A 26,683-nucleotide genomic window follows, 5' to 3' on the forward strand; every position below is an offset into this window, starting at 1 on the left:
ACCATCAGCCTGTCCATGATATCGTAGATGAAAATAGAACTTGGAGACACCTCGATTTTTGGGAATATAAGACATACTTACACGCTCGTCTTCCGAGGACGAAGTGTAAACAATGCGGAAAAACACGTACTGTCCAAGTGGAGTGGTCAAGACCAAACAATCATTTCACTTGGAAATTTGAATCTTATGTCTTATCGCTGATGAAAGAAATGCCCGTAGCTGCTGTTGCCAGAGAAGTTCGGGAACACGATACTCGATTATGGCGTATATTTCACTATTATGTGCATCGTGCGATGCAGGAATTAGATCTGAGTACAGTTAGACGAATTGCCATTGACGAAACGTCTGTCCGTAGAGGGCATGATTATATTACATTATTTGTTGATGTTGATACGAAAAAGGTCTTATTTGCAACTGAAGGCAAAGACTCCAGTGTTTTATCTCAGTTTAAACAACACCTTGAAGATAAAGGGATACCTGCTTCACAAATTGAAGAGTGTTGCTGTGACATGTCCCCCGCCTTTATCAATGGGATTGAAAGCACATTTCCGAATGCCAAAATAACTTATGACAAATTTCATGTCATGAAAATGGTCAATGAGGCGGTAGATACCGTTCGTCGTGCAGAACAAAAAGAAGTCGATGACTTAAAAAAGACACGATACATCTGGTTGAAAAACGAACAAAACCTTACGGCTAAACAGCGTGAACAGCTGATCAAACTCAAAGATACAAACTTAAAAACAGCTAGAGCATACAAGATTAAACTTGCCCTTCAAGACTTTTGGACGTATCCGGCAATCTTAGCCGATATATATTTCAACGAATGGTACAACTGGGCTATTCGTTCACAGCTTGAACCAATAAAAGAGGTCGCTCGTTCCCTTAAGAGACATCAAGAGGGTATCCTTCGATGGTTCCAAACAAAAATCACAAATGGCCTTCTTGAAGGCATTAACAGTCTCGTTCAAGCATCAAAACGTAAAGCAAGGGGCTATAGAACAACCAAAAACTTCATCAGTATGGTTTATGCAACGGCTAATAAGTTAGATGTTGTAGCTCAGCCCTAAGGGCTGGACTTATTCCTTGTCAGCTTAATAACACCCACCTCTATTCTCGGGAGAGCGGTCAAGCGGTTTGGGCTTGAGGGCTCTCCCGAGAATAGAGATACTATGAAAAGCTGACAAGGATAATCTTCTCTACTTCTTGCTAATTCCACAGTAAATAGCGAAGAGCCTAACATTAATTAAATAATTATGTCATATTTTATTACATAAATAGTGATTTTTTATTAAATTTTTATATTATAAAGAATAACAGAAATAATTTTTGACCATACATAATTTTCTGATATTTTATGTAGCGGTTAAAAATTAACTACTATTCATTCAATTTAATTTTTAAAAGTGATGGAGGGACGATGATGAAAGGAAAAATCTATCGAATCTTCTTAGTGGTTATGACAATTATGATGATTTTAAGTGCATGTAGCAACAGCAGCTCTAGCAATTCGACATCAGGTGGTTCGGATTCCTCTGAAAGTAATACTAAGCCAACATATGGAGGAAAGTTAGTTAGAGCAGCTATTTATGGTGACCCGCAGAACTTGGATCCTGCGATACGTGCACATGGAACCTCTACTTCTATGATTACATGGAATATTTTTGAACCTCTTATTCGCTTTGATGCAGTAAAAGGAGTGTTTAATCCTGCAAATGCTGAGAGTTGGAAAATCAGCGATGATGGATTGGTTTATACATTTAAGCTAAGAAAAGGTGTGTTATTCCATAACGGACGGGAAGTGACTGCGGAAGATTTTAAATATTCTTTAGAAAGAGTTTTGAATCCGAAAACTGCTTCTCCAAATGCCGGAAGTTTAACAATTATTAAAGGAGCCCAAGAGTTTATTGATGGGAAAAGCAAAGAAGTTAGTGGCATCAAAGTAATTGATCCATACAATCTAGAAATTACTCTTACTAAACCAGATAATACATTTTTAACCATTATGTCTCTTCCTTATGCAGCTGCTGTTCCAAAAGAGGTAGTGGAGGAAAAGGGAGAAAAGTTTGGACAAGAGCCGGTTGGAGCAGGTCCATTTAAATTTAAGAGCTGGATAAGGGATAGTGAAATCGTTCTTGAAGGAAATAAAGAGTATTATGGGGGAAGACCTTATTTGGATGAAGTAGTTTATAAGATTATGACGGATCAATCCACTCGTGACAATGCATTTGCTTCCAAACAGTTAGATATGATGGTGTTAGGTGATGCTCAATACCCTAAATATAAAAATGATCCTACTTTTAAAAATCAAATAATTGAAGTGCCTGAATTATTTACAAGAAACCTGAAGTTTAATTTGAAGAAAAAAGGCCCTTGGCAAGATGTTCGTGTACGACAAGCTATCAACTATGCTATTGACAGAGATTCTATTATTAAAGCGGTTCTTCAAGGAAAAGCTTATCCTGCGGTAGGAATCTTACCGCCTACGATTAAGGGATACAACAAGAATGTTACTACGTACAAATACAACCCAGAAAAAGCAAAAGAATTACTGAAGGAAGCTGGGTATGAGGATGGTTTTACCTTAAAAATCTTAACGACTGATCATCCTGCCTTTGGTTTACCAGCAGTTGAAGCATTAAGTGGATACTTGGAGAAAGTTGGAATTAAAGTGAAAATAGAACAAGTTGATTTTGCATCACTCTTGGATCGCGTTAACGCTGGAGATTTTGATGCGGCTATGTATTCAAACGGCGGGCAAACCCATCCTGTTGAATATCTCACACGTTATTTTCATAGTAAATACTTTGGAGCTTCGGGGAACACTGGATATTACAAAAATGAAAAAGTAGATGCCTTGCTTGACGAGGCGGCGCAAACGACAGATGAAGACAAAATGATTAGCTTGGTGCAGCAAGCGGAGGATTTAATTATGAAGGATGCACCTTGGTGGTTCTTTAACTACAATAAAGCAGTTATTGTACATCAACCGTGGGTTAAGGGTTTGCAGCCAGTGCCAACTGACATTGATTACCAAGATTTGACAAAAGTGTGGATTGACGAAAAAATGAAATAACCAAGGAGGGAGCTAGATGGTTGGCTACGCTGTCCAACGTTTGCTCGGTGCAATTCCGATATGGATTGCCATAACTTTGATTACGTTTATTTTGATGAACGTTATCCCTGGGGATCCGGTAACGCAATTAATGGATGCCCGCGGCGGTTCGATGGATAAAAAAGTAATCGAACAGATTCGTGAGGAATGGGGTCTTAATGATCCTCTTCCTTTACAATATTTACATTTTATTCAAGGGTTTGTACAAGGTGATTTAGGTACGTCTTATCAAACAAGAAGTCCTGTTACAGATCTTTTATTAGAAAGAATTCCTGTAACGGCACAAATTACATTCCTTGGATTAATTGTGGCCATCGTTTTTGGGATAACGATAGGTATCATTGGTGCTTTAAAACGAGGATCTTGGCTTGACTCTTTAGTAAGCTCATTTTCCATTGCTGGTGTATCCTTACCTTCTTTCCTTATTGGTTTGATTTTGATGTATATATTTGCTGTGAAGTTTCAACTATTACCTGCTTCTGGCTATGCTTCAGGAGAATTGAAATTTTTAATCTTGCCTTCGATAACTCTTGGATTGGGCGTATGCGGAGTAATTGCTAGAATTACACGGTCTTCCATGATTGATATCTTGAAAATGGATTTTATGACAACAGCATATGCAAAAGGGATCTCTTCTTGGCGTGTTGTTTTGCTACATGCTTTAAAAAATGCACTTCCTCCAATTATGACGATTATTGGTGTTCAGATGGGCTTTCTGCTTTCCGGAGCTGTTATAACGGAAACAATTTTTGCACTTCCAGGAATCGGGCGGTTACTTGTTGACGGTATTTTACAAAGAGATCTTCCTACAGTACAGGGATGTGTTGTTTTTATTACTAGCGTGTTTTTAATCATTAACTTAATTACTGATATTTTTTGCCGATGGATTGATCCGAGAATACGGCTGGATACTTAACAAGAAAAAGGAAATGGCATGAAAAATTCTATGAAAAACTCCTGTGGGAGCAGTTGCAGGAATACAACTTTTGGAGTGCTATGTCTGTAAATTAGGTTAATACAACAAACTTGCTACTTCCTTTACTTAGGTTAGGTACTTGGTGTACGTAGTAATCTCGCTATTAACTTAAAACAACAGGGATGCAAGTTTTTTATAAAGTACCGTAATTTCGATGAATAAAAAGGGGATGATCGTATGAATTTGGTAAATTCACCCGTACTGAAGCGGGAAGTTGTACAGCCGAAAAAAAATGAAAAGAAAAGGAAAATGCGTTTTTCCCTTTCCATGATTGGAATTGGAGCTATGGGAGCAGTGGTGTTAGGAACAATAGCTGTTCCACTCTTTGCTCCATATAATCCAAATGTCAATGATTTGACTCAAGTATTACAGCCACCTTCTGCAGCACATTGGTTTGGAACGGATCATCTAGGCAGGGATATTTTTACTCGCGTTTTATATGGGGGACAGAAGTCTTTGATTATTGCAATTGTCGTTCAATTAATTGCGGTGGTTCTAGGAAGTCTTTTAGGACTTTTAGCAGGCTACTTTAGTGGAGTTGTTGATAAGATTATTATGACTATTACCAATATTATGTTCAGTTTTCCGGGACTTTTATTTGCGATTGCAATCATGGCAGCATTAGGGCCTGGAATTGCCAATCTAATTTTGGCTTTAGCACTCGTTAGCTGGCCGGAAATCTGCAGGCTAGTTCGCGCTCAAACCCTATCACTAAAAGAAAGGGAGTTTGTTGAAGGGGGGTATGCACTAGGAGCAAGCACATTCCGCATTTTGTTTCGCTATATTCTGCCTAACTGTTATGGGAATATCACTGTAATCGCTACATTAGGGATGGCCTCGACAATTTTAGCTGAATCAAGCTTAAGCTTTCTAGGACTTGGAGTTCAACCACCCGATCCTAGTTGGGGTTCAATGATAAATCAAGGGAAAGATTACATGTTTAATGCACCATGGTTTCTTTTTATTCCTGGAGCAGTAATGTTCATCACAATACTGGGCATCAATTTGTTAGGAGATGCTCTTCGTGATTATTTTGATCCAAAAATGAAATCGAATAAATAATGTTGGAAAGGAGGAAGGAATTAATGTCCGCTTTACTTGATGTGAGGGATTTACGTGTAGGTTATTACAATAATGAAGGAATTACAGAGGTATTAAGAGGCGTTAACTTTTCCGTAAGAAAGGGAGAAAGCCTCGGGATTGTAGGGGAATCTGGATGCGGAAAGAGCATGACTTCCATGGCCGTTATGGGGCTTTTGAAAAACAAGGGATTAGTTGCTTTTGGGGGCGAGATTTTATGGGAAGGCAAGAATTTGTTACAACTAAAGAAAAAGGATTGGAGACAACTGAGAGGAAACAAAATTTCGATGATTTTTCAAGAACCAATGACCGCATTAAATCCTTTGTTAACGATCGGTCGTCAAATAACAGAACAAATTTGCGCTCACCAATCAGTCAGTAAGAAAGAAGCGGAAAAATTAGCCATTGAACTATTGCAGATGGTTGGAATTCCTTCTCCTGAGCAAAGGATGAGAAACTATCCGCATGAAATGTCTGGAGGGATGAGACAAAGAGTAATGATTGCAATGGCAATAAGTTGTCAACCTCAATTATTAATCGCTGATGAACCTACGACGGCATTGGATGTGACGATTCAAGCCCAGATTCTTGAGCTTCTTTCAAGTTTAAGAGAGAAACTAAATATGTCTCTTATCCTTATAACTCATGATTTAGGAGTGGTAGCAAACCATTGCCAAAGGGTGATTGTTATGTATGCAGGAAAGGTGGTGGAAGAGGCAAGCAAAGATGAGTTATTTAATAATCCAATTCATCCGTATACAAAGGGATTGCTGAAATCTGTTACTTCTTTGGAAGAAAAAGTGGATCGAATTTATTCCATTCCCGGTCGTGTTCCTTTACCAGGGGATATTAAGGAAGGTTGTGTTTTTCAAGATCGCTGTCCCCTTGCGGAAGGTCGTTGCTATACCCAAGAACCACCATTTGTACATGTAGAAGGTGCCAGGAAGGTGAGTTGCTGGAAATATAAAGAAAGCTCAGAGGAGGTCTTGTAAAATGCAAAGCCTACAAAAAAAAGAATCATTAATGGAAATTAAAAGATTAAGGAAATATTACCCTATTAAGAAAAACTTTTTTCAAAAATTAAAAGGAGAAAAAAATGGAATTATCAAAGCAGTTGATGATGTGAATTTCACTATTTATCGAGGAGAAACATTAGCGCTTGTAGGAGAATCAGGATGTGGAAAAAGCACAACCGGTCGTTCGATATTAAGACTCATTGAGCCGACAAATGGAGAAGTATATTTTGAAGGAAAGAATATCCTAAAGTATTCAGAAGAAGAATTAAAAATGGCTCGGCGTGAGATGCAAATTGTGTTTCAAGACCCATATGCATCATTGCATCCGCGAATGACAGTCGAAGAAATTATTATGGAACCATTGACGATTCATCGTATAGGCAAATTGTCAGAACGAAAGAAAAAAGTAGAAGAATTAATGGAAACAGTAGGCCTTTCTCCAAAAATGAAAGATCGATATCCACATGAATTTTCAGGTGGGCAGCGACAGCGCATTGGTATTGCAAAAGCATTAGCCTTAAATCCAAAACTAGTAATTTGTGACGAACCAGTTTCTGCACTGGATGTCTCTGTTCAAGCACAGGTAATTAATTTGCTGAAAGATCTACAGCAAAAATATTCCTTAACCTATTTGTTTATTTCACATGATTTAAGTGTGGTTAAACATATTTCAGATCGGGTCGGTGTGATGTATTTAGGGAAATTAGTAGAAATTGCCCACACTTCGGAGCTATTTGAGCGGCCTTCCCATCCTTACACTCAAGCCCTTCTTTCTGCTAGACCGGTTATTAATAAGGAAGAACGTCGAGAACGTATTGTTTTGGAAGGGGAGTTGCCAAGTCCGCTTAATCCACCAAGAGGATGTCGCTTCCATACCCGATGTCCGTTTAAAATAGCTAAATGTGAAGAAGAAGAACCGGTAATGAAAGATATAGGGGGGGGGCACTATTTAGCTTGTCACTTGAATTAAGACGAGCTATTTATTGGTTATTATATCACCTTTATTTTGGAATGAATAAATGCAATGACAAAAAAATCCTTTTATTTATTAGCTTTTATTGTATTTTTATCGATGACAGGATATGGAATCGTATTACCAGCCCTTCCCTATTTAGCAGAAGACATGGGGCTTAGCTCTTTCCAAATGGGTAGTCTTATTACTGGATGGGCTTTTGCACAATTTATCGTCGTTCCTTTTTGGGGAAGGATCATTGACCTAATAGGTAGAAAGCCCATTTTAATTTTTGGGTTATTTGGGTTTGGCATAGCTTTTTCCTTGTTGCTTTTTGCACACACGTATAGTCAACTGCTCTTGATTCGAATTATTGGCGCTATTCTTTCAACAGGGATGTTACCTGCTTCCTATGCGATGGTAATTGATTATTGTGGGAAGGAGAAGCGGGGACCTGCACTTGCAAAGTTAGCTGCCGCAAACGCTCTTGGATTCCTGTGTGGTCCAGTAGTTGGAGGGATTTTTTCTCCAATAGGGGTTTCGGTACCATTTATGATTGCCGGCTTATTAAGCTTTGCATCAATTCCACTAGCTTGGATTTTTCTTAAAGAACCAATAGAAAAACATTCTGAGAAAAATGTTTTGTCCTTTAAAAGCTCTCTAAGAATCATGTTCCACCGAGGTTATCGGGAGCTATTTATAATTACCTTTGGTTTAGCTGTGGCTGCTTCAAGCGTATTTTCGATGCTAGGTTATTTTATGATTGATCGATTTAATTCCACTGCAAGTGAAACAGGTATTGCTTTTAGTACTCAATCTATGGCAGCTGTCGTTATTCAGATGTTTATAATGGGGTTTATTTACAGGAAATTTAAGGAAGAAGAAATTGCGAAAATAGGGTTAGTACTAGAAACATTTGGGTATTCGTTTATTGCTTTTTCGTTTCAACTTTGGATGATCTTTATTGGCTGCGCTTTTATTGGAGCGGGTCAGGCATTAGCGCGTCCTACTCTGTTAGCTATTTTATCAAGACAAGAAAAGATGGGGAAAGGAATGGTGATGGGGCTGCAACAATCCATGGATAGCTTCGGCCGTAGTGTTGGACCATTGTTGGCTGGATGGCTTTTTACATTTGGTTCATCAGCACCGTTTATCGGTTCGTCAATCATCTGTTTTGCGCTTTTTCTTTTTTTCTTCTACCTCGGTGCACGTCAGCAAAATAATATTGAGTATCAAAATTCAGGAGGGAAAGATGGATATTTTGTTAAATGATTCCATTATTTCACGAGAAGATCTTACTATTGATCCAGAAGATCGAGGCTATCAATTTGGGGATGGCATATATGAAGTGGTGCGCATTTACGAGCGTCAGCTATTTGAATGGGAGGCACATGCCAAGAGGCTGGAATATAGTGCAAAAGAGCTCATGATTAGCTTGCCGGTAAGAATCGAGGAGTTATACCAAAACCTTTTAAAGCTCATCAAAAAAAGTAGTGTTTCAGTAGGCTATGTATATATACAGGTAACTCGCGGAACAGCTCCAAGAGCGCACGGATTCCCGGAAAATTGTAAGCCGAATTTAATCGCATATGCACGCGAAATGGCACGCCCGCTTATGAAAATGAAGAATGGAGTTCGGGCTGTTACGGCAGATGACATTCGATGGTTAAGAGTGGATATTAAAAGTTTAAATCTTTTAGGAAATGTATTGGCTAAGCAAAAAGCGATTGAGGCGAAGGCAGAGGAAGCAATTCTTATCCGTAATGGCATTGTAACGGAAGGGAGCAGTTCGAATGTATTTGCGATCCGCGAGGGGAAATGTTTTACACACCCAGCGAACCATTACATTCTAAATGGCATTACTCGACAGTTAGTTCTTCGGTTATTGAATGAAATAGGTGTAGCAGTCGAAGAAAGTCCTATTACCAAAGAAGAATTATTCGAAATGGATGAGATATTTATTACAAGTACTATACATGAGATTTGTCCAGTTATAGAGATTGATGGAGTGAAAATAGGGAATGGAGCCCCGGGAGTACTAACGGGGAAACTTCAATCGTTATTTGATAAACTTATTTTCCCTGCCTCTTCCATTCATTATTCATCATGACTAAAAAATCTAGCAAACCTGTTCAAAAGCATGTAAGTTAACTTACTTTATCAAACTTTCATTTAGGGAGTGTGGCCATATGCAAATAGCTCAAGAGTTTACATTTTCTAAACGTTTTCCTCATTTGCCTTTAGTCGGGGCAGCTTTTTCGGGCAAACAATCAAATGTAATCCCACTTTCATTCGGATTTCCTGCTCCGGAGCTGCTTCCTGTTAAACAATTGTCCAGCGCTTCAGTGACTGCACTACAAACACAAGGAAAGGAAGCTTTACAATACACGGGAGGAATTGGTCAGCAAAAGGTGATTCAATGGATTAAACAACGCGCTTTATTACGTTCCATTGAAGTAGAAGATAGCAATATTATGATTACTACAGGATCAATGCAGGGAATTGACTTAGTCACTAGGACGCTGACAGATCCAGGAGATCACGTTTGGATAGAATCACCTTCTTTTTTCGGGGCAATACGTTTATTCCTTTTAGCAGAAGTGCAATTAACCTCTTTTCCGATTGATGAATATGGATTAAGGGTTGATTTAGTCGAGCAAGCGCTTATTGATGCTAGAAAGAATAATAAACCCATACCGAAATTTTTATATGTTATGCCGAATTATCATAATCCTAGTGGAGTTAGTCTTTCGGTGGAAAGAAGAAAAAAACTTGCTGAACTTGCCTATGAATATAACTTTTTCGTGGTGGAAGATGATGCTTATGTCGAATTAAGCTTTTCAGGGAAATATCTCCCAGCCATTTATTCTTTTGGCCCGGAACGAGTTATCTATCTAAGTACATTTTCTAAAATTGTTGCACCTGGAATACGAATGGGATGGACAATTACTGATAAGCGAATACTAGAAAAAATGAAAATGTTAAAATCTGATGGTGCCACAAGTGTATTTGTACAGGAAATTACTTCTCAATTTTTAAGTAATATGGATTTTGATAGACATCTTAACCAATTAATCCATTGCTATCGTTCTAGGAGAGATGCAATGATCCAATCTATCAATGATTATTTTGGTGATAATGTTTCTTTTATCATCCCAGATGGCGGATTTTTCATTTGGTTAACATTTCCTAACGATGTAGATACGACCGGTTTTTTACAACAATCGATTGACAGAGGTGTCAGTTATATTGATGGAAGACATTTCTATTTTGGAAATGTAGAGACAAACCATCTCCGCCTTTGCTTCACATATTGTAATGAGGAGCAGATTCGGAAAGGAATTAGTTGGATAGCAGATTCCTACTTTGAGTACAAAAAGAAATTCGATGTATTAGGAGGAGGAGTGTAAAAATGTCTAATTTATCTGTCAAAACTAAGAAAATATCGCCAAATGTTTATATCAGGATTGACATTCCTCAAGAATATATCGATAAATTGAAAGAGATTTGTTCAATGGTAATTGTTGAACCATGGAAATACGGTCAACCAGAACCTGTTCCGAGTTCTGATTTATCTGAATGCAATGTAATTCTTACTTTAGGATTACATGATCCTCTTCATATTTTAAAAAATGCTCCAAATGTGCAATGGGTTCAGTCTATAAGTGTAGGGACGGATGCAATGATAAATGATGATGTTATTAACAGTGATGTGATTATTACGAATACTAAAGGTTGCACTTCTGTACCAATTGCCGAGCATACTATTGCTATGATCACCTCTTTCGCACGAGGAGTTCCTACAATGATTCGGAATCAAAAAGAACGAAAATGGGAAAGAATTCCTGTAATAGATTTGGAAAATGCTACTGTTGGGATTATTGGTTATGGAGAAATTGGTTTTGAAATTGCAAAAAGATGTCGATCACTAGGGATGCAAGTAATTGGTTGCCGGCGTAACCTAGGAAAAAAGAATCGCGAGTTTGAGCCAGCGAACATAGTAGTTGGGATGGACCAAGTTGACGACGTGATTTCCCATTCAGATTTTTTAGTGCTGGCTCTTCCTTCAACAAGGGAAACTGTTCATTTCTTCAATAGGGAACGATTAAGAAAAATGAAACAAGGAAGCTATTTGATTAATGTTGGCCGCGGAAATACGGTAGTGGAAGAAGATTTAATAGAATGCTTGATTAATAATAGGATTGCTGGAGCAGCTTTAGATGTTTTTGAGGTAGAACCGCTTCCGAAAGAACATCCTTTTTGGCAATTGGAAAATGTGATTGTTTCGCCTCATAATGCATACTATTCGCCGAAAACAATGGATCGATATATGGACTTGTTTATGCGGAACCTTAAGCTTTTTTCAGAAGGTAAGCCATTGATCAATATCGTAGATAAACAGTTGGGGTATTAAATAACTCAATTTTCACACAGTAAAAATTAATATCAATTCTTGATGTATATATAAGATTGATGATGTATAAAATTTTGTGTAAAGCATTTTGCTAGGCAAAAAGAAAAAAGGTAGGGTATTCTCTGATTTGAACCAAAAATCTTAGAGAAAGGAGTACCCTACCTATGTCTAAAAGTATACCGAATGTAGACTGGGCAAATCAACTGGAAAGTGTCATTCGTCAGTTTGTGAAGGAAAAATTAGAGCTGATTATGCGGGAAGAAATCAAACATTTCCTCGAAATCGAACAGGCGGACACATCCAATATGAGAAACGGCTACTATCAACGAAATCTAGATACGCAATATGGCCGGATTGAGGGTCTTTTGGTTCCAAGAGACCGAAACGGGGAATTTCAAACACAGTTGTTTGCCCCTTACCAACGGCACACCGGCTGGCTGGAGGAAGCAATGATTAGGATGTATCAAAGTGGCATGAGTACACGGGAAATTGGCAAGTTTATCGAACGAATTCTAGGAAGCACCTATTCTCCTGCGACGATCAGCCGGATTACCGATGTCGTGAAGGAAGACATCGAGAAATGGCACGCTCGTCCACTACACCAGCGTTATTCGGTCTTATATTTGGACGGCTTGTACGTGAAACTTCGCCGGGATACGGTAGAGAAAGAAGTTATTTATGTGGTATTAGGAGTGAATGAAGAAGGATATCGCGAAATTCTGGATTTCTTCGTGGGAGGACAAGAAAGCGCCTATGGATGGCGGGAGATTCTCCAACAGCTCTACAAAAGAGGCGTCAAGGAAGTGCTTCTGGGCGTATTCGATGGACTACCGGGGCTGGAGGAAGCCTTTAAGGCGGTGTATCCGAAAGCTGATGTGCAGCGCTGTGTCGTGCACAAAGTCCGCAACACCCTCAGCCGTGTTCGGAAAAAAGACCAATTCGAAGTGGCCGAGGATCTCAAGCTGATTTATCGCGCGCCGAATAAGGAGATGGCGTTACAAATGTTTCAACAGTTTGAGTCGAAATGGTCCAGCAAGTATCCGAGAGAAGTTCAATCTTGGGCAAATGAGTTGGATGTCCTTCTCACCTTTATGGACTATCCAAGCAGTATTCGAAGTGTGATTTATACGACCAATGCCATCGAACGAACGATCAAGGAGATTCGGAAACGCCTAAAACCGATGAACAGTTTGAGCAGTTTAGAAAAAGTCGTATATTTGACGATACAGGACTTTAACGAGAAATGGGCAGGGCGAAAGTTGCGAGGATTTGCCGAAGCGCATGAAGCCCTCGAGCGAATGTTTGAAGAACGTTATCATTAACCAAATACTGTAAATAAACAAAATAGGGGGATTCTCCCTTTCCACACATGAGACTGAATATTCAGTCTACTGTGTGGAGAAAATCAGTCCCCTATCAAATCAAATCCATTTCAGAGAAACCCTACCCCATTTACATTACACAAAATTCTTGACGGTACCACATCAAACCGACATTCATCTCCCACTTTCGCTTCGCTTAGAAGTGGGAGACTTCTGTCGGAGGTAAGTTAAAAGCCGACAAGCCATAAACTGTGACAGCCTCTATTCTGCTAACCAGATAAAGTAAGCTAAGAAGACAAAGAACAACACATACATCATAGGATGAACGTCCCTATATTCCCCTTTAAAGATTTTGGTCAACGGATACAAGATAAATCCTAAGGCGATCCCGGTCGCAATGCTAAAGGTTAAAGACATGGCAATAATCGTAATGAAGGCCGGAATGGCAAACTCAAGCTTGTTCCATTCAATAGATGCCAGCGCACTCGCCATCAACACCCCGACAATAATGAGCGCCGGAGACGTCAATCCTGGATGCTCCAAAAAGATTTCTAATAACGGGGAGAAGAAGAGAGAAACCAAGAACAAGCCCGCCACGACCATAGAGGTAAAACCGGTGCGCCCGCCCGCAGCGACCCCAGCCGAAGATTCAAGATAAGAGGTTGTGGTCGAAGTCCCCAGCACAGCTCCGGCAATTGTCGCAATAGAGTCTGAAGCCAGCGCCCGGTTCGCCCGGGGGAGCTTGTTGTTTTTCAAAAACCCAGCCTGGTTGGCTACCGCCATCAATGTTCCTGCCGTATCAAAAAAGTCAACGAACAAGAAGGTAAAAATAACAACCAGCATTTGGGCCGTAAAGAACTCTTCCGGATGACTTAAAGGATAAGTGATGGCCTCCCCAAATGTTGGCGCAATGCTGGGTACACTGGACACAATGGCGGATGGAACAGAAACAATACCTGCCACCATACCGGCCAATGCGGTTAAGATCAGCCCATAGAAGATGCCGCCTTTAAAACCACGGATCATAAACAAGGCGGTAATGACAAGCCCGAAAATAGCCAGCAATGTCGGAGGCGCAGTTAATTCACCCAAACGCACAAAAGTGACTTCATCGGCCTCGATAATACCAGCATTTTTCATACCAATGAAGGCAATAAAGAAACCAATCCCTGCACCAGCGGCCAATTTGAGCTGCAGAGGAATCGCATTAATGATCGTTTCGCGCACTTTGGTAATCGTCAAAATAAAGAAAATGACACCCGATACCAGTACACCTGCTAGCGCTGCTTGCCAGGGAATTCCCATGCCTATCACGACGGTATAAGCAAAGAAAGCATTCAGCCCCATGCCTGGCGCCAAGGCAATCGGATATTTAGCCCACAACCCCATAATTAAACAGCCAATCGCTGAGGCAAGTGCCGTTGCTACAAAGACAGCCCCTGGGTCCATCCCGGCATCAGCCAAAATAAAAGCATTAACGAACAAAATGTAAGCCATAGCCAAAAAAGTGGTCAAACCTGCCACAAACTCTTGCCGGTAAGTCGTTTGGTGCTTTTCAAATTCAAAATAACGCTCCATTTTGCTCCTCCTCATTTCATATAACTTGATGGCAAGAAAAAAGCCTAGGCTCTTTCTACCTAGGCTTTGCTACTGAGTGAAAATGACATGCAGAGATGCTGAAATGACAGAGGAGGACCTCTTCATTCCTGTTTCTCCGCACGTAGTCAAGCAATTTACGGTTGCCTGGTAGAGACACCTGAGCCATATTCTCAGGCATATACGCGCGAAACACACATATTTTTACACGGAGCACCCTGTTTTAACGAACGTGATGCATAAACACAAAACTGAACATCTTCAGTGTAAAAAATCGGTCGGATTTTGTCAATATAAAAGACGAACATTTTTTGTATTTGGTATAAAAAAGTTCGTGTAATACATTTCCGCATACACATCTTTCTGGTCTGTTACTCCCACTCAATCGTGGCCGGTGGCTTGGAGGTGATATCATACACCACGCGGTTGACGCCGGGCACTTCATTGCAAATGCGGTTGGAGATCGTTTCTAATACTTCATAAGGAATGCGCGCCCAGTCAGCTGTCATACCGTCCACAGAGGTTACAGCCCTGATTCCCACTGTATAATCGTAAGTGCGGGCATCCCCCATCACGCCGACAGAGCGTATGTTGGGCAAGGTGGTAAAGTATTGCCAAATCTCCCGCTCCAGGCCGGCCTTTTTAATTTCCTCCCGTAAGATATAGTCTGATTCCCGCACAATCTCCAATTTCTCTTCAGTCACTTCGCCCAGCACCCGGATAGCCAGGCCGGGACCAGGAAAAGGCTGACGCCACACAATTTCTTCTGGGAGCCCCAGTTCTTCCCCTAATTTGCGCACTTCATCCTTAAACAGCGTATTAAGGGGCTCAATAAGGTCCATCTTCATCTCTTCCGGCAGCCCGCCCACGTTATGGTGGGATTTAATCGTTTGGGCTGTTTCCGTTCCGCTTTCTATAATATCCGTATACAGCGTTCCTTGGGCCAGAAACTCAATGCCTTCTAACTTGCCTGCTTCCTCTTCAAACACATAGATAAACTCATTGCCAATAATTTTACGCTTCTGTTCCGGATCAGAAACCCCTTTTAGCTTTTGCAAGAAGCGCTGGCGGGCGTCCACTTTGATCACATTCATCTGAAACTTGTCGGAGAAGGTTTGCATGACACTTTCCGCTTCACCTTTGCGCAACAAGCCGTGGTCCACAAATATGCAAATGAGTTGGTCACCGATGGCGCGGTGAACCAGGGTAGCCACAACCGAGGAGTCCACCCCTCCGCTCAAAGCACACAGCACCTTTTTATCTCCCACTTGTTCCCGGATGGCTGCCACGGCTTGATCAATAAACGCACCCATCGTCCATTCACCTTGACAACCACACACGTCATAAACGAACCGTTTTAACATGTCCATACCATTTAAGGTATGTTTAACCTCGGGATGAAACTGAACAGCATACAACCCGCGATCCGCATCTTCCATCGCCGCCACCGGACAAGACGGGCTTTCCGCCGTAACGAGAAACCCGGAAGGAGGTTCTTTCACCAGGTCCCCGTGACTCATCCACACAACCTGCTCCTCTTGAAGTCCCTTAAACAAACGGGAAGTGGTATTTAAACGGAGTTTCGCCTTCCCATATTCCCGATGCTGCGCTTTTTCAACCTGTCCTCCAAAATGGTGAGACAAAAGTTGCATGCCATAACAAATCCCCAAAATGGGGAGGCCCAGTTCAAAAATGCGCTGGTCACAACGGGGAGCCCCTTCGTCATACACACTGTTAGGACCGCCTGAAAAAATGATCCCTTTGGGGTTGAGTTCCCGTATTTTATCTGCCGGCACATGGTAAGGCAGCAGTTCACTATACACCCCCAGCTCACGGATGCGCCTGGCAATCAGCTGGTTATACTGCCCCCCAAAATCAAGTACTACTATCATTTCAGCTGGTCTTTCCATTGAAGATGTCCTCCTATCTGTTTGAGTCCTCTCTGTCAAGCATGTTTGTTTTCTTTTTATTTCTAACAGTCCCCAAGCCAAAGGTCAACCTTCAATTTTTGCCTTGCTCATGATTTTAACTGCTTCATCACGGCCTGCCAGATCTGATAAACCTGTCTCATTCTTGAGACAGAGGGTTGGCGGTTGCCGTACCGGGTTTCTTCAAAGGAGCGGATTAAAGGATTGATGTTGTCCGGATCCAAATGGGTTTCCAGGGACAGGATGTATTCGCGCAAGGTTTGGGAAGGGTGCTTAGGTTTAATAAACCGTCCCAGATAACGAATCAACAGGGCGTAGGTGTTCAGCAGCCACTCACGGTCCATGCCTTGCCGGTAACGCCAGATCACCCAGGATAAGATCACTTTGCGCCAAAACAAGAGGACCGTCAAGCTGAGCAGCAACACACATACCAATCCCGCTGCCGCCATCCAACCTGCCGTCTTAAACCCGGCTGCTGAACCTTGTTCATCGGTTAACGCCGCTGCCGGCTCACTGTCCTCATGCTCCAAGCGTTCAGCCAGCTGTTGCTCCAAAAAGTCTTCCTCTACAGCAGCCATCTCCTGCTCTTGGCTCAGCTCCACATCATCTTGCACAAATTGATAAGGATTCTGAAACGTGCGGGTCGGCTCAAAGGGAACCCAGCCGGTACCCGGGAAGTACACTTCAACCCAGGAATGGGCATTTTTATTGCGTACCACTGTAGTCAACTTGCCGTCTGTGCGTTCCACTACTTCGCCGGAAGTAAACCCTTTTACCCAGCGGGCCGGAATATCCAAGGTGCGCAACATCACAACCATCGCTGAGGAAAAGTTGTCACAGTAACCCCGTTTTGTTTCAAACAAAAACTGGTCTACATAATCCTCATCAGGACCAGGTACAGGGACATCCTCTGTTTCATATTCATAGCCGTTCCGGCGAAAGTAGGACTCAATGGCCCGCACCTGGTCATACATGGTCGCTGCCCCTGCCGCCGCTTCCTGGGCCAGTTCCCGCACTCTGTCCGGCAGTGAATCTGGCAGTTGGGTGTAACGGTTCATGATCTCTGGAGGCACTTGTTCTTTGTTGGTTTCCTTTAAAGCCTTAACTGAATAGGACGGGTACTCGCTGACGAGCTCATACCCTGCAAGCGGGGCAGGCTGATGACGGCCGCTCCGGGCATAACTATACCATCTGCCAGAAAATATGTCCCAGCCGAGAACAACATCGGTATCGGCAAAAACGCGCAACTCAAGGGGGTCCCCTGGGTAGAACAGCTGGGACCGCTCCCCTTCATAATACAACTCTGCCCGGATGATCTCTGTTTCAGTTCCGCTTTCTGTTAAGGAAAATCCCATTTCTGTTTTGATTTGGCCTACTTCTTCAAAGGGAAAGAAAATTTCCATGCTGTCAGTATTTTCCCAGCCCCGGCCGTTGTAATAATCCCGCGATTCTCCCCGCCAATAATGAAGGGTATCTGTCAAGGCATGGAACACCACTGTATCATCCTGGATGAACGGGCCGCCCAGCACCTTATCCGAACCCCCATAGCCAACGCGCTGCACGCCCTTCTCCTTCATCCCGGAACCTTCCCCGTAGCCCTGAATAAAAGCTACCGGATCTGGCCAGGCAGGCTCCGCTTTTGGGGCTGTATAAGCCACACCTGCCGCCACCAAGATAATAATCAAACTCATCGCCAGCCAGCTCAAGGGCCGGGCGACTGATTCCAGCCGTTGTTGAGCTTCTGTTTGCCGGGCAATGCGCCACCATTGCACTAAGGACAGGAGCAAAAATCCGCTTATTACTGCACGAATAACCGCTGCTTGGGCCTCAAAGGGGGTAAAAGTATCCAAAACAGCCAGATAAGTGATGGTCATAACCACAAAGTACAACGCCCTTTGCCTAAGCAACACACTTTGATATAAGGACAAGGCAATCAGCCAAATAAGCACAAAAAAGAACAAAGTCCGGCTTAAAAAGGACACACTGACCCATTCTCGCTGCAAAATAAACAGGACAGCTCCAAGCACATCCTGGACGAGATAGGCTAACCAACTCACACTGAACAACGGAACGGTAAAGTATAACTGATGAATAAAGAAAAGTACCATGAAACTGAGCAGCGGAAGGGAGATATACCATTTCACACTTAGGACTTTTAACCCCAAGACAGCGGCAAAGAAAAGCACAAAGGGATAAACAGCATGTGTAGCTGTTAACAGGGGAAGCGGCCGCAACCACTCCCAAAACAGCAAGGTGAGCAAAATGATCATGGCCATAGCTGGAAAGGGATACAGTGGTCTAGCTTGGTGTTTGGGCAAAAGAAGCATCTATCTCACTCCTTGACAGGCGAGAGGGAAATGATGCTGATGCAATCATGTACACGGGGATACCCTCCTTGTGGAGTAGCAAAAGATATTGTTGCTCAGCCGGTGACGCCTCCCGACCCCCTTTAATCCAAAAAAATGCGGCTTTCATTTTGCGGTAAGATAAGTCGGCCAACAACATGGCCATTTGTTTATTAAGCACCGGTGAAAGCATAACGGCCGTTGTTCCCCTCGGCAAATGCACCACTTCACGGAGCACCGTGTTGCCAAAAGCATAGGTCGCATCAGCTTTAACATGGGCCAAATGTTCAAAAATGCGGTAGAGCTGCTCGCTTTCCCGCCTAGGGGGAAGTACAACAGGGGTCTGTCCGTAAGACACCAAACCGCAGGAAAAACGATGCTTTAAAGCATAGCGGGCCAGAGAAGCGGCCAGGGATACGGCCATTTCAAACAATGGATGTTCTTCATCTCCATAAGCTTGCCTTTCCCGGTCTAAAAACAGCATCACATCATGGCTGACCTGATGTTCGAATTCTTTTGTTTTAAGCCCCGCACTTTTGGCGCTGGCTTTCCAATGGATACGGGCCAGACGGTCCCCGGGGGCATAGTCCCTTGCCCCGATCACGGAAGCCGTTTCTTCCCTTTTTTTGACACGGGCGGCACGGACCATCCCTGAATGAAGATCATTTCCAATCGACCAGCTGACAATTTCCTGATAGCGAGGGTAAACAAGCAAAGTTTGCTTCTCTTCCACCGTTTTAGAGCAGCTGATCAGCCCAAACCAGTTCCCTGTCAGAAGCTCTAACCGCTGCCACTGGTAACTGCCCCGGGGAAGATTTTCGATCTGGTACGTGACTTTAAACGCGCGTTTAAACCAGGGATGGACCACAAGTTCAGGCCCTGATGTTCGTGCTTTCAGCTTTGCCGGAAGGTGATCCTTAAGCACGAGATAAACCAGGGGCAGTCTGTAAGGATTATGGATGACCAGAGTGACTTCGAGTGCTTCACCGGCCACACATCTCGTTTTATCCACCTTCCGGGTCACCGTCACCCCACTTAAGCCAAAAAAATATTGAAATAAGGAGACGGATGCAACTGGCAGATAGGCATAGAAAATAAACCAGCTGACAAAGCCACCTTGAAATTTGCCAAAGACATATGTGGCGAAAAGCAAAACCAAAATGGTAAACAATCCTCGAGAGGGGGGAGAAGACATGGGATCACTCCTAGCTTTTTTAACACTTTAGCTTTTCAACGCCTCTTCCACGACAGGAACCCGGATCTGTCCTAACACATCATCGATGACCTGTTCCACACTGGCCCCGTTCAAACGGGCTTCAGAGGTGAGAATGAGGCGGTGACCAAGCGTATAAGGGGCCAAAAGTTTGACATCATCCGGGATACAGTAGTCCCGGCCGCGGATAAAGGCTAAAGCTTGAGCCGCATAAAGCAAAGCAATAGATCCCCGCGGACTGGCTCCAAGATAGACGCTGGGATGCTCACGGGTGGCACGGACAAGGGAGACAATATACTCCTTCACAGAATCCTCCACGTGCACCTGGCGGACCTCTTGTTGCAGTTTCAACAGTTCCTCTACAGACATCACCGCATCTAACTGGTCAATGGGATGGCCCTGTTGAACCCGGGACAGCATGTGGATCTCTTCATCCTTGCCCGGATAACCCAGCTTTAATTTTAATAGAAAACGATCCAGCTGGGCTTCAGGCAAAGGATAAGTCCCTTCGTATTCTATGGGATTTTGGGTGGCCATGACCAAAAAGGGAGACGGCAGCAGACGGGTTTTACCGTCAACGGTGACACTGCCCTCTTCCATGGCTTCCAGCAAGGCAGCCTGGGTTTTGGGGGAGGTGCGGTTGATTTCATCTGCCAAAACAATGTGCCCAAAAATGGGGCCCGGCCGAAACTCAAAGCAGAGTTCCTTTTGATTAAAAATAGACACACCTGTGACATCAGAGGGCAACAAATCAGGGGTAAATTGAATTCGTTTAAAAGAGCAGCCTAAAGAGCGGGCCAAAGAGCGGACAAGCATCGTTTTGCCGACACCTGGCACATCCTCGAGCAAAATATGTCCTTTGGCCAATATGGCCACCAAAGTCAGTTCTACGATCTTTTCTTTTCCGATCATCACCTTGTGCACATTGTGCATGACTTCAGCTATTCTTGCATGATACCGGTCAAGTGAAACGAGTTTTGAATTTGTCATAAGCTCCTCCTTGTTTGGTCAATTGAACATTCCTACTATTCTATTAATACCACTCTTTGTCAGTCTCTACACCCTGCCTTGATTCTTAAGACAGCAGGAATTTTTAAGACGTAAAAAGAATAAATAACAGAATAAATTAAAGAATAAATTGAAGAGGAAAAGCGCTAGAATGGAGAAGAAAGCATGTATATTTTTATTGTAAATCCCATCGCAGGCAATGGTAAGGGGTTAAAAGTGTGGACAAAAGCAAGAAAAGAACTGGACAAGCGGGGGATTGCTTATCGCTCTTTTTACACTAAGCAGGCTGGTCATGCCACAGAATTGGCGAAACAACTGGCTGAGTTGTACAAAGAAAAAATAACGGCTATGATTGCTGTCGGCGGAGATGGTACCATACATGAAGTGATGAACGGTCTGTCCAAAAACGCCCATATCCCCTTTGGCGCCGTTCCTGCTGGATCTGGCAACGACTTTGTCCGGGGGTATGGATTACCTCGCCGTCCCTTGTCTGCCTTAAATCATATCTTAAAGCGTTCTTCCGCTTCGCTTCCACGCTATGACGTAGGTGTCTATCATTTGGGTCACAAACACAAGGGAAAAAGATATTTTATTAACGGGATTGGGATTGGGTTTGACGGAGAAGTGGCCAAATATACTAACCAAGCCAGCTATAAAAGATGGCTGAACACTTTGAAGTTGGGTCCACTGGCCTATTTCATTTCAGCGCTAAGATTATTGTACAAATACCAGACCAAGGAGGTCATTATAAGGGTAGACGGGCGGGAATACGTTTTTTCGGACGTCTGGCTCGTCGCCATATGTAACATCGCCTATTATGGGGGTGGAATGAAGATTATTCCCGACGCTCGCCCCAATGATGGTAAGCTGAACATTTGTGTCATTGACCGTCTTAAACCCTGGCAAGTGCTTCTGGCATTAGGCTCTGTATACTTTGGCTGGCACACACGCCTTAAGGCCGTTAAGCTGCTAAAGGGTGAAATGATTCAGGTCACCAGCGAGGAGCCAATGACAGTCCACGCCGATGGCGAAATCATCGGCACTTCTCCTATCGTTTTAACGATTGAAAAGAGATCCCGGATCATTTGTAAATAATGCGTTGTAACCTGAACAATTTAATGCGTAGGGGTCTTTTGCTTGGTATGAGTGGCAAAACGCTCTGGATCTCCCTCTGTTAAACATTTATAAATGGAACACCAGGAACGCTTGGCAAAATAAATGGGTACCTTCTGCTCTTTGGCCCGCTGTTTAATCACTTTGGATAAGTTGTGATTGATATAATCCGTTAAGACCAAAACAGCATCTATGTTCTTTGGAATCTCCCGTTTAACCTGCTGGCACTTGCGGCCTGACAAATGACAGATATGGCATACCCCCAACGCTTTTAGCTGGTCGGTAATATTACCCAAATGATCGCCACCGACAACCAGTAATGAACGCATGAATCATCCCCTCTTTTGTTGGGTTTATATTGTAAACTTGGATGATGAATCGATCTATCGACATGAAGATAATGATAATCAATATCAATTAGATTGTAAGAAAAATACACCCGCTTGTCAATGATAATGATTATCAAAACCAATAACCCATGGAAATCACAATGCCGCCAGCGAACAGGCGGAAAAAACAATCCCCTCGTGAACAAAAGAGGATTGTTTTTTCCAATAACTTGCTTTTACCAACTTTTGTTTAGCCATCCGCTCTCACTGTGGTATCCTCAGCTTTAGTCACAGAGAGGGAGCGCCATGCTTCAATGATGAGAAAGAGACACAGCACAAACAGGAAGAAGGCTGAAATGGCCAAGAAATAGTTGCCTTCCGCAAAATTCTCCCGCATTAACACAAACAGAGCGCTGATGGTCACGACAAACATAAAGATCATGGGGATAACGGTAAAGTAAGATTTGACCCCTTTCTTAATCAGCCATACAGACACAGCCAGCAGGGCGATGGCACCCAGCATCTGGTTGGCCGAACCGAACAAGGGCCATACAGTGGACCAAGTGCCGGACAGCGCCAGGGCACCTGCACCAATCAACACAATTAAAGTGGATAAGTGAATGTTTTTGGCTAAAGCCGGAGCCCGCTGCTCAGCCAGTTCCTGCACAGCATAACGGCCAAGACGGGTGGCTGAATCCAGGGTAGTGAACAAGAAGGCTGAAGCCGTCAAAGCAGCAAAGGTGGTTGCGGTTGCTTCAGCAATGCCCCAATGGGACATGAAGTAACCAATGCCTGCTGCAAACGTTCCGATGGGTCCGCCAAGTTCAGCCAGCCGGGCAGCATACTCTGCTTGAGTCAGATAGGCTACCGTACCAATGACAATGATGGCCAGGAAGCCCTCCAGCAACATGCCCCCATACGTGATAAATTTGCCGCTTTTCTCGTTATCCAACTGCTTGGCTGTGGTTCCCGAAGACACCAGGGAGTGGAAGCCGGAAATGGCACCGCAAGCAATAGTGATAAACAAAATGGGAAACAGATAGCCCAGGTTTTCATTATAAAATCCTGTGAAAGCTTCCATTTGAATGGTCGGAGCTGCAATAATGATCCCCAGTACAGCCCCAAACATCATCCCATATAGCAAGAAAGAGTTCAGATAATCCCGGGGCTGCAACAACACCCAGACGGGCAAGACGGAAGCAACATAAGCATAAATGAGCAAAATCCAGATCCATGTTGTGGCACTTAAATTTAACGGGTAGTTTATGCCCATCCATACGGAGGCCAGCATGGCAAGCATACCAATAACGGTGGCTACCACCAAATTCACCCGCAGCTGGTTTACCATGAACCCAAACAAGATGGCCAGCCCTAAAAAGAGCATTGACGCTGTAGCGGCCTGTGGTACCGCTTCAAATGTATTAGCTACAAGGATCGCAAATACACCCACAATTAAAATAAGGGCGGAAATAGAGAAAAGTAGGAATAAAATTTGCCCGCGGTTGCCAATATACTCCTTAATCACGGTTCCTATGGATTGGGCTTTGTGGCGGATGGACGCTTGCAAAGAACTGTAATCATGCACCCCGCCGACAAAAATGCTGCCAATGACGACCCACAACACTGCAGGCAACCAGCCAAATACGGCTGCTGTAATCGGCCCGACAATGGGTCCGCCACCGGCGATGGACGCATAGTGGTGTCCTAACAGGACGGGCTTTTTGGCCGGCACATAATCCACACCGTCGTGCATGGTATGGGCAGGTGTCGGACGGTTCGGATCAATGCCCAGCTTCCGGTCCAGAAATTTGCCATAAGTGAAGTAAGCAATAATGAAAATGACACCACAAATCAGCATTAACGTGAGAAAGTTCACCTGTTCACAACCTCCTCTTCAGTTGTTTTTGTAAAGGTTCAACAAACGGCTCCCCTTTGGGATGAATATGCACTTTTTTTTCAGCAAGATCAACAATGGCGAGATAAATTTCAGCCCACCCATGCCAACCATATTTGATAAACCTCAGTTTCCTAAACCGCCTCACCTCCCTCAAGAGTTCGTCTGCAACCGGCTGGTCCGTTACTATCACACCCAAAAAAATGGTGGACATGTGTTCCCGGTGCTGGGGAACAAACTGTTTGACACTCTTTAACAGTTCCTCTTTAAACTTGTCCAGAAATCCTTTTTCTAAGGGGATATGCGGTTGAGCAACGAATACGCACTGCTGATTCTCCACGGCCCAGATCTTGATGGATTTGGTCATCAGGTACCTTTCATCTCTGCGTTTATACAACGCCATAAAAGCGAGCGGGATTTGTCCCAATCTCTCTTCCCGGTACACGTCAAAGAAGTGGACAAACCGGTTGGCGAGCTTCTGGATATAATGTTCACTGCTCTTTTGTTGGGTCATGACTTCATCCCCTCTTCACCGGTCAAAACAGATCGACGCGATTAGCCACCACAATCGACTTAAAAGGGCCTAAAATGAGACGGTTAACTCTATCTTTTAAATTATCTGACTAATTAAATTATAGCATTGGCTAAAAAAACCTGCCACCCTAAAGGTGGCAGGCTAGTAGAGGAGAGGTTGAGGAGGGGGATTACATCATGCCGCCCATGTCAGGCATATTGTTGTTGTTTTTGTCTTCTTCTTCCGGCTCGTCAGCAACGATGGCTTCAGTGGTTAAGAACATAGCGGATACACTGGCTGCGTTTTGCAGGGCAGAACGGGTCACTTTAGCCGGGTCAACGATACCAGCTTCCAGCATATTGACCCATTCACCAGTTGCAGCGTTAAATCCGATGCCCACAGGTTCTTTCTTCAAGCGTTCAACAATAACAGAGCCTTCCAAACCTGCGTTTTGAGCGATTTGACGCACAGGCTCTTCAAGAGCACGCAGCACAATGTTCACACCTGTTTTCTCATCGCCTTCAACTTCCAGCTTCTCAACAGCCGGAATGACGTTAACCAGAGCCGTACCACCACCGGAGACAATCCCTTCTTCAACAGCTGCACGGGTAGAGTTCAGAGCGTCTTCAATGCGCAGCTTCTTCTCTTTCAGCTCAGTTTCGGTGGCAGCACCCACTTTGATTACAGCCACACCACCGGCCAGTTTGGCTAAGCGCTCTTGTAATTTTTCTTTGTCAAATTCAGAAGTGGTTTCTTCCAGTTGAGCGCGGATTTGGTTCACGCGTGCAGTAATTTTGTCGGAGTCGCCATGTCCTTCAACAATGGTGGTGTGCTCTTTGCTGACCACAACTTTAGCAGCGCGACCCAGCTGGTCAATGCGGGCAGATTTCAGCTCCAAGCCAAGGTCTTCAGTGATGACTTGACCGCCAGTCAGGATAGCGATATCTTCAAGCATGGCTTTGCGTCGATCACCAAAACCAGGTGCTTTAACAGCTACAGCGTTGAAGGTACCACGCAGCTTGTTAACCACTAATGTGGCCAGTGCTTCCCCTTCCACATCTTCAGCAATGATCAACAGCGGCTTGCCTTGCTGTACCACTTGCTCCAGGATCGGCAATACTTCTTGGATGTTGGAGATTTTCTTATCAGTGATTAAGATGTACGGATTTTCAAGGACAGCTTCCATTTTGTCCGTGTCTGTTACCATGTAAGGAGAGACATAACCGCGGTCAAATTGCATACCTTCAACAACTTCTAATTCAGTAGCAAAACCTTTGGATTCTTCAACCGTAATAACCCCGTCATTACCCACTTTTTCCATAGCTTCGGCAATCAGTTGGCCGATTTCTTCGTCAGCAGCGGAGATGGCAGCTACTTGAGCAATGGAAGATTTGCCTTCAATCGGTTTAGAAATCTTTTTGATTTCTTCAACAGCTGCGTTGATGGCCTTTTCAATCCCCCGTTTCAGCCCCATGGGGTTAGCGCCGGCTGCAACGTTTTTCAATCCTTCGCGGATCATGGCCTGGGCCAGAACAGTAGCGGTGGTTGTACCGTCACCAGCCACATCGTTGGTTTTGTTGGCCACTTCAGCAACCAGTTTAGCACCCATGTTTTCAAACGGGTCCTTCAGCTCAATTTCTTTGGCAATGGTGACACCGTCGTTGGTAATAAGAGGAGAGCCAAATTTCTTTTCCAGCACAACGTTGCGCCCTTTGGGTCCGAGGGTCACTTTAACGGCATCTGCCAATGCATCAACACCGCGCAACATGGCCCGACGTGCTGTTTCACTGAATTTAATTTGTTTTGCCATTACTTTCGCCTCCTGTATGTAGTATTTTTTATTTTACGCTCCATTCCATGACCTGATG

Annotated in this window: 21 protein-coding genes and 1 riboswitch; of the genes, 12 read left to right on the top strand and 9 right to left on the bottom strand. The window is 43.5% G+C overall.

What is annotated here, in order from left to right; all coding sequences use genetic code 11:
• The 11 genes from IEW48_RS09535 to IEW48_RS09585 form a co-directional block, all read left to right on the top strand.
• A partial coding sequence (locus IEW48_RS09535) for an ISL3 family transposase (protein WP_188623571.1) occupies nucleotides 1–1,070 on the top strand: 1,070 nt, incomplete at its 5' end.
• Between the two features lie 353 nt (nucleotides 1,071–1,423).
• A complete protein-coding gene (locus IEW48_RS09540) occupies nucleotides 1,424–3,076 on the top strand; it encodes an ABC transporter substrate-binding protein (RefSeq protein WP_188623572.1) in 1,653 nt (550 codons plus the stop codon).
• A gap of 16 nt (nucleotides 3,077–3,092) precedes the next feature.
• Nucleotides 3,093–4,031: an ABC transporter permease gene (locus IEW48_RS09545; RefSeq protein ID WP_188623573.1), complete on the top strand. Its 939-nt coding sequence runs from the start codon at nucleotides 3,093–3,095 to the stop codon at nucleotides 4,029–4,031.
• Nucleotides 4,032–4,268: 237 nt separating this feature from the next.
• A complete protein-coding gene (locus IEW48_RS09550) occupies nucleotides 4,269–5,153 on the top strand; it encodes an ABC transporter permease (RefSeq protein WP_188623574.1) in 885 nt (294 codons plus the stop codon).
• A gap of 23 nt (nucleotides 5,154–5,176) precedes the next feature.
• Nucleotides 5,177–6,163, top strand: coding sequence for an ABC transporter ATP-binding protein (locus tag IEW48_RS09555; protein WP_188623575.1), 987 nt, complete (start codon nucleotides 5,177–5,179; stop codon nucleotides 6,161–6,163).
• Nucleotide 6,164: 1 nt separating this feature from the next.
• The gene (locus IEW48_RS09560; protein WP_042383787.1) at nucleotides 6,165–7,157 is read left to right on the top strand and encodes an ABC transporter ATP-binding protein; all 993 of its coding nucleotides are present in this window, start codon (nucleotides 6,165–6,167) and stop codon (nucleotides 7,155–7,157) included.
• 54 nt (nucleotides 7,158–7,211) lie between these two features.
• Nucleotides 7,212–8,411: an MFS transporter gene (locus IEW48_RS09565; RefSeq protein WP_188623576.1), complete on the top strand. Its 1,200-nt coding sequence runs from the start codon at nucleotides 7,212–7,214 to the stop codon at nucleotides 8,409–8,411.
• Complete coding sequence (gene dat, locus IEW48_RS09570; RefSeq protein ID WP_188623577.1) at nucleotides 8,392–9,249, top strand: D-amino-acid transaminase; 858 nt, start codon at nucleotides 8,392–8,394, stop codon at nucleotides 9,247–9,249. Before IEW48_RS09565 ends, dat begins: the two co-directional genes overlap by 20 nt.
• A gap of 79 nt (nucleotides 9,250–9,328) precedes the next feature.
• Complete coding sequence (locus IEW48_RS09575; RefSeq protein ID WP_188623578.1) at nucleotides 9,329–10,549, top strand: aminotransferase-like domain-containing protein; 1,221 nt, start codon at nucleotides 9,329–9,331, stop codon at nucleotides 10,547–10,549.
• A 2-nt stretch (nucleotides 10,550–10,551) separates the two neighbouring features.
• A complete protein-coding gene (locus IEW48_RS09580) occupies nucleotides 10,552–11,553 on the top strand; it encodes a D-2-hydroxyacid dehydrogenase (RefSeq protein ID WP_188623579.1) in 1,002 nt (333 codons plus the stop codon).
• A 164-nt stretch (nucleotides 11,554–11,717) separates the two neighbouring features.
• Complete coding sequence (locus tag IEW48_RS09585) at nucleotides 11,718–12,875, top strand: IS256 family transposase (RefSeq protein ID WP_188623580.1); 1,158 nt, start codon at nucleotides 11,718–11,720, stop codon at nucleotides 12,873–12,875.
• Between the two features lie 261 nt (nucleotides 12,876–13,136).
• Here IEW48_RS09585 and IEW48_RS09590 read toward each other — a convergent pair whose 3' ends face one another.
• The 5 genes from IEW48_RS09590 to IEW48_RS09610 form a co-directional block, all read right to left on the bottom strand.
• The gene (locus tag IEW48_RS09590; RefSeq protein ID WP_188623581.1) at nucleotides 13,137–14,453 is read right to left on the bottom strand and encodes an NCS2 family permease; all 1,317 of its coding nucleotides are present in this window, start codon (nucleotides 14,451–14,453) and stop codon (nucleotides 13,137–13,139) included.
• 123 nt (nucleotides 14,454–14,576) lie between these two features.
• Nucleotides 14,577–14,678, bottom strand: a riboswitch (purine riboswitch).
• Between the two features lie 164 nt (nucleotides 14,679–14,842).
• On the bottom strand, nucleotides 14,843–16,381 hold the full coding sequence (gene guaA, locus IEW48_RS09595; RefSeq protein ID WP_188623582.1) for a glutamine-hydrolyzing GMP synthase: 1,539 nt from the start codon (nucleotides 16,379–16,381) through the stop codon (nucleotides 14,843–14,845).
• Between the two features lie 107 nt (nucleotides 16,382–16,488).
• A complete protein-coding gene (locus IEW48_RS09600) occupies nucleotides 16,489–18,726 on the bottom strand; it encodes a transglutaminase TgpA family protein (RefSeq protein WP_188623583.1) in 2,238 nt (745 codons plus the stop codon).
• Nucleotides 18,698–19,939: a DUF58 domain-containing protein gene (locus IEW48_RS09605; RefSeq protein WP_188623584.1), complete on the bottom strand. Its 1,242-nt coding sequence runs from the start codon at nucleotides 19,937–19,939 to the stop codon at nucleotides 18,698–18,700. The genes IEW48_RS09600 and IEW48_RS09605 overlap by 29 nt, the downstream gene beginning before the upstream one ends.
• Before the next feature lie 27 nt (nucleotides 19,940–19,966).
• Entirely contained in the window at nucleotides 19,967–20,947 is a 981-nt protein-coding gene (locus IEW48_RS09610) for an AAA family ATPase (protein ID WP_188623585.1), read from the bottom strand.
• A gap of 183 nt (nucleotides 20,948–21,130) precedes the next feature.
• On the opposite strand from IEW48_RS09610, the gene IEW48_RS09615 reads away from it, so the two are divergent.
• Nucleotides 21,131–22,060 (top strand): diacylglycerol/lipid kinase family protein, encoded by a 930-nt coding sequence (locus tag IEW48_RS09615; protein ID WP_007504473.1) that lies wholly within the window; start codon nucleotides 21,131–21,133, stop codon nucleotides 22,058–22,060.
• A gap of 20 nt (nucleotides 22,061–22,080) precedes the next feature.
• Here IEW48_RS09615 and IEW48_RS09620 read toward each other — a convergent pair whose 3' ends face one another.
• From IEW48_RS09620 to groL, 4 genes are all read right to left on the bottom strand, one after another.
• Entirely contained in the window at nucleotides 22,081–22,407 is a 327-nt protein-coding gene (locus IEW48_RS09620; RefSeq protein WP_007504472.1) for a DUF2325 domain-containing protein, read from the bottom strand.
• Nucleotides 22,408–22,657: 250 nt separating this feature from the next.
• Nucleotides 22,658–24,283, bottom strand: a complete 1,626-nt coding sequence (locus IEW48_RS09625; protein ID WP_188623586.1) for a carbon starvation CstA family protein — start codon at nucleotides 24,281–24,283, stop codon at nucleotides 22,658–22,660.
• Between the two features lie 4 nt (nucleotides 24,284–24,287).
• Nucleotides 24,288–24,815 (bottom strand): DUF8052 family protein, encoded by a 528-nt coding sequence (locus IEW48_RS09630; protein ID WP_188623587.1) that lies wholly within the window; start codon nucleotides 24,813–24,815, stop codon nucleotides 24,288–24,290.
• A gap of 190 nt (nucleotides 24,816–25,005) precedes the next feature.
• Nucleotides 25,006–26,625, bottom strand: coding sequence for a chaperonin GroEL (gene groL, locus IEW48_RS09635; RefSeq protein WP_188623588.1), 1,620 nt, complete (start codon nucleotides 26,623–26,625; stop codon nucleotides 25,006–25,008).
• Nucleotides 26,626–26,683 lie beyond the last annotated feature (58 nt).

Source organism: Caldalkalibacillus thermarum, assembly GCF_014644735.1.
Lineage (GTDB): Bacteria > Bacillota > Bacilli > Caldalkalibacillales > Caldalkalibacillaceae > Caldalkalibacillus > Caldalkalibacillus thermarum.

Excerpts from the sequence above, each read along its gene's own strand:
- IEW48_RS09620 (WP_007504472.1), bottom strand. The coding sequence starts at position 22,407 with ATGCGTTCATTACTGGTTGTCGGTGGCGATCATTTGGGTAATATTACC.
- IEW48_RS09605 (WP_188623584.1), bottom strand. The coding sequence starts at position 19,939 with ATGTCTTCTCCCCCCTCTCGAGGATTGTTTACCATTTTGGTTTTGCTT.
- IEW48_RS09585 (WP_188623580.1), top strand. The coding sequence starts at position 11,718 with ATGTCTAAAAGTATACCGAATGTAGACTGGGCAAATCAACTGGAAAGT.
- IEW48_RS09600 (WP_188623583.1), bottom strand. The coding sequence starts at position 18,726 with ATGCTTCTTTTGCCCAAACACCAAGCTAGACCACTGTATCCCTTTCCA.
- dat (WP_188623577.1), top strand. The coding sequence starts at position 8,392 with ATGGATATTTTGTTAAATGATTCCATTATTTCACGAGAAGATCTTACT.
- IEW48_RS09560 (WP_042383787.1), top strand. The coding sequence starts at position 6,165 with ATGCAAAGCCTACAAAAAAAAGAATCATTAATGGAAATTAAAAGATTA.
- IEW48_RS09575 (WP_188623578.1), top strand. The coding sequence starts at position 9,329 with ATGCAAATAGCTCAAGAGTTTACATTTTCTAAACGTTTTCCTCATTTG.
- guaA (WP_188623582.1), bottom strand. The coding sequence starts at position 16,381 with ATGGAAAGACCAGCTGAAATGATAGTAGTACTTGATTTTGGGGGGCAG.
- groL (WP_188623588.1), bottom strand. The coding sequence starts at position 26,625 with ATGGCAAAACAAATTAAATTCAGTGAAACAGCACGTCGGGCCATGTTG.
- IEW48_RS09580 (WP_188623579.1), top strand. The coding sequence starts at position 10,552 with ATGTCTAATTTATCTGTCAAAACTAAGAAAATATCGCCAAATGTTTAT.
- IEW48_RS09540 (WP_188623572.1), top strand. The coding sequence starts at position 1,424 with ATGAAAGGAAAAATCTATCGAATCTTCTTAGTGGTTATGACAATTATG.
- IEW48_RS09545 (WP_188623573.1), top strand. The coding sequence starts at position 3,093 with ATGGTTGGCTACGCTGTCCAACGTTTGCTCGGTGCAATTCCGATATGG.
- IEW48_RS09565 (WP_188623576.1), top strand. The coding sequence starts at position 7,212 with ATGACAAAAAAATCCTTTTATTTATTAGCTTTTATTGTATTTTTATCG.
- IEW48_RS09615 (WP_007504473.1), top strand. The coding sequence starts at position 21,131 with ATGTATATTTTTATTGTAAATCCCATCGCAGGCAATGGTAAGGGGTTA.
- IEW48_RS09610 (WP_188623585.1), bottom strand. The coding sequence starts at position 20,947 with ATGACAAATTCAAAACTCGTTTCACTTGACCGGTATCATGCAAGAATA.
- IEW48_RS09550 (WP_188623574.1), top strand. The coding sequence starts at position 4,269 with ATGAATTTGGTAAATTCACCCGTACTGAAGCGGGAAGTTGTACAGCCG.
- IEW48_RS09630 (WP_188623587.1), bottom strand. The coding sequence starts at position 24,815 with ATGACCCAACAAAAGAGCAGTGAACATTATATCCAGAAGCTCGCCAAC.
- IEW48_RS09590 (WP_188623581.1), bottom strand. The coding sequence starts at position 14,453 with ATGGAGCGTTATTTTGAATTTGAAAAGCACCAAACGACTTACCGGCAA.
- IEW48_RS09555 (WP_188623575.1), top strand. The coding sequence starts at position 5,177 with ATGTCCGCTTTACTTGATGTGAGGGATTTACGTGTAGGTTATTACAAT.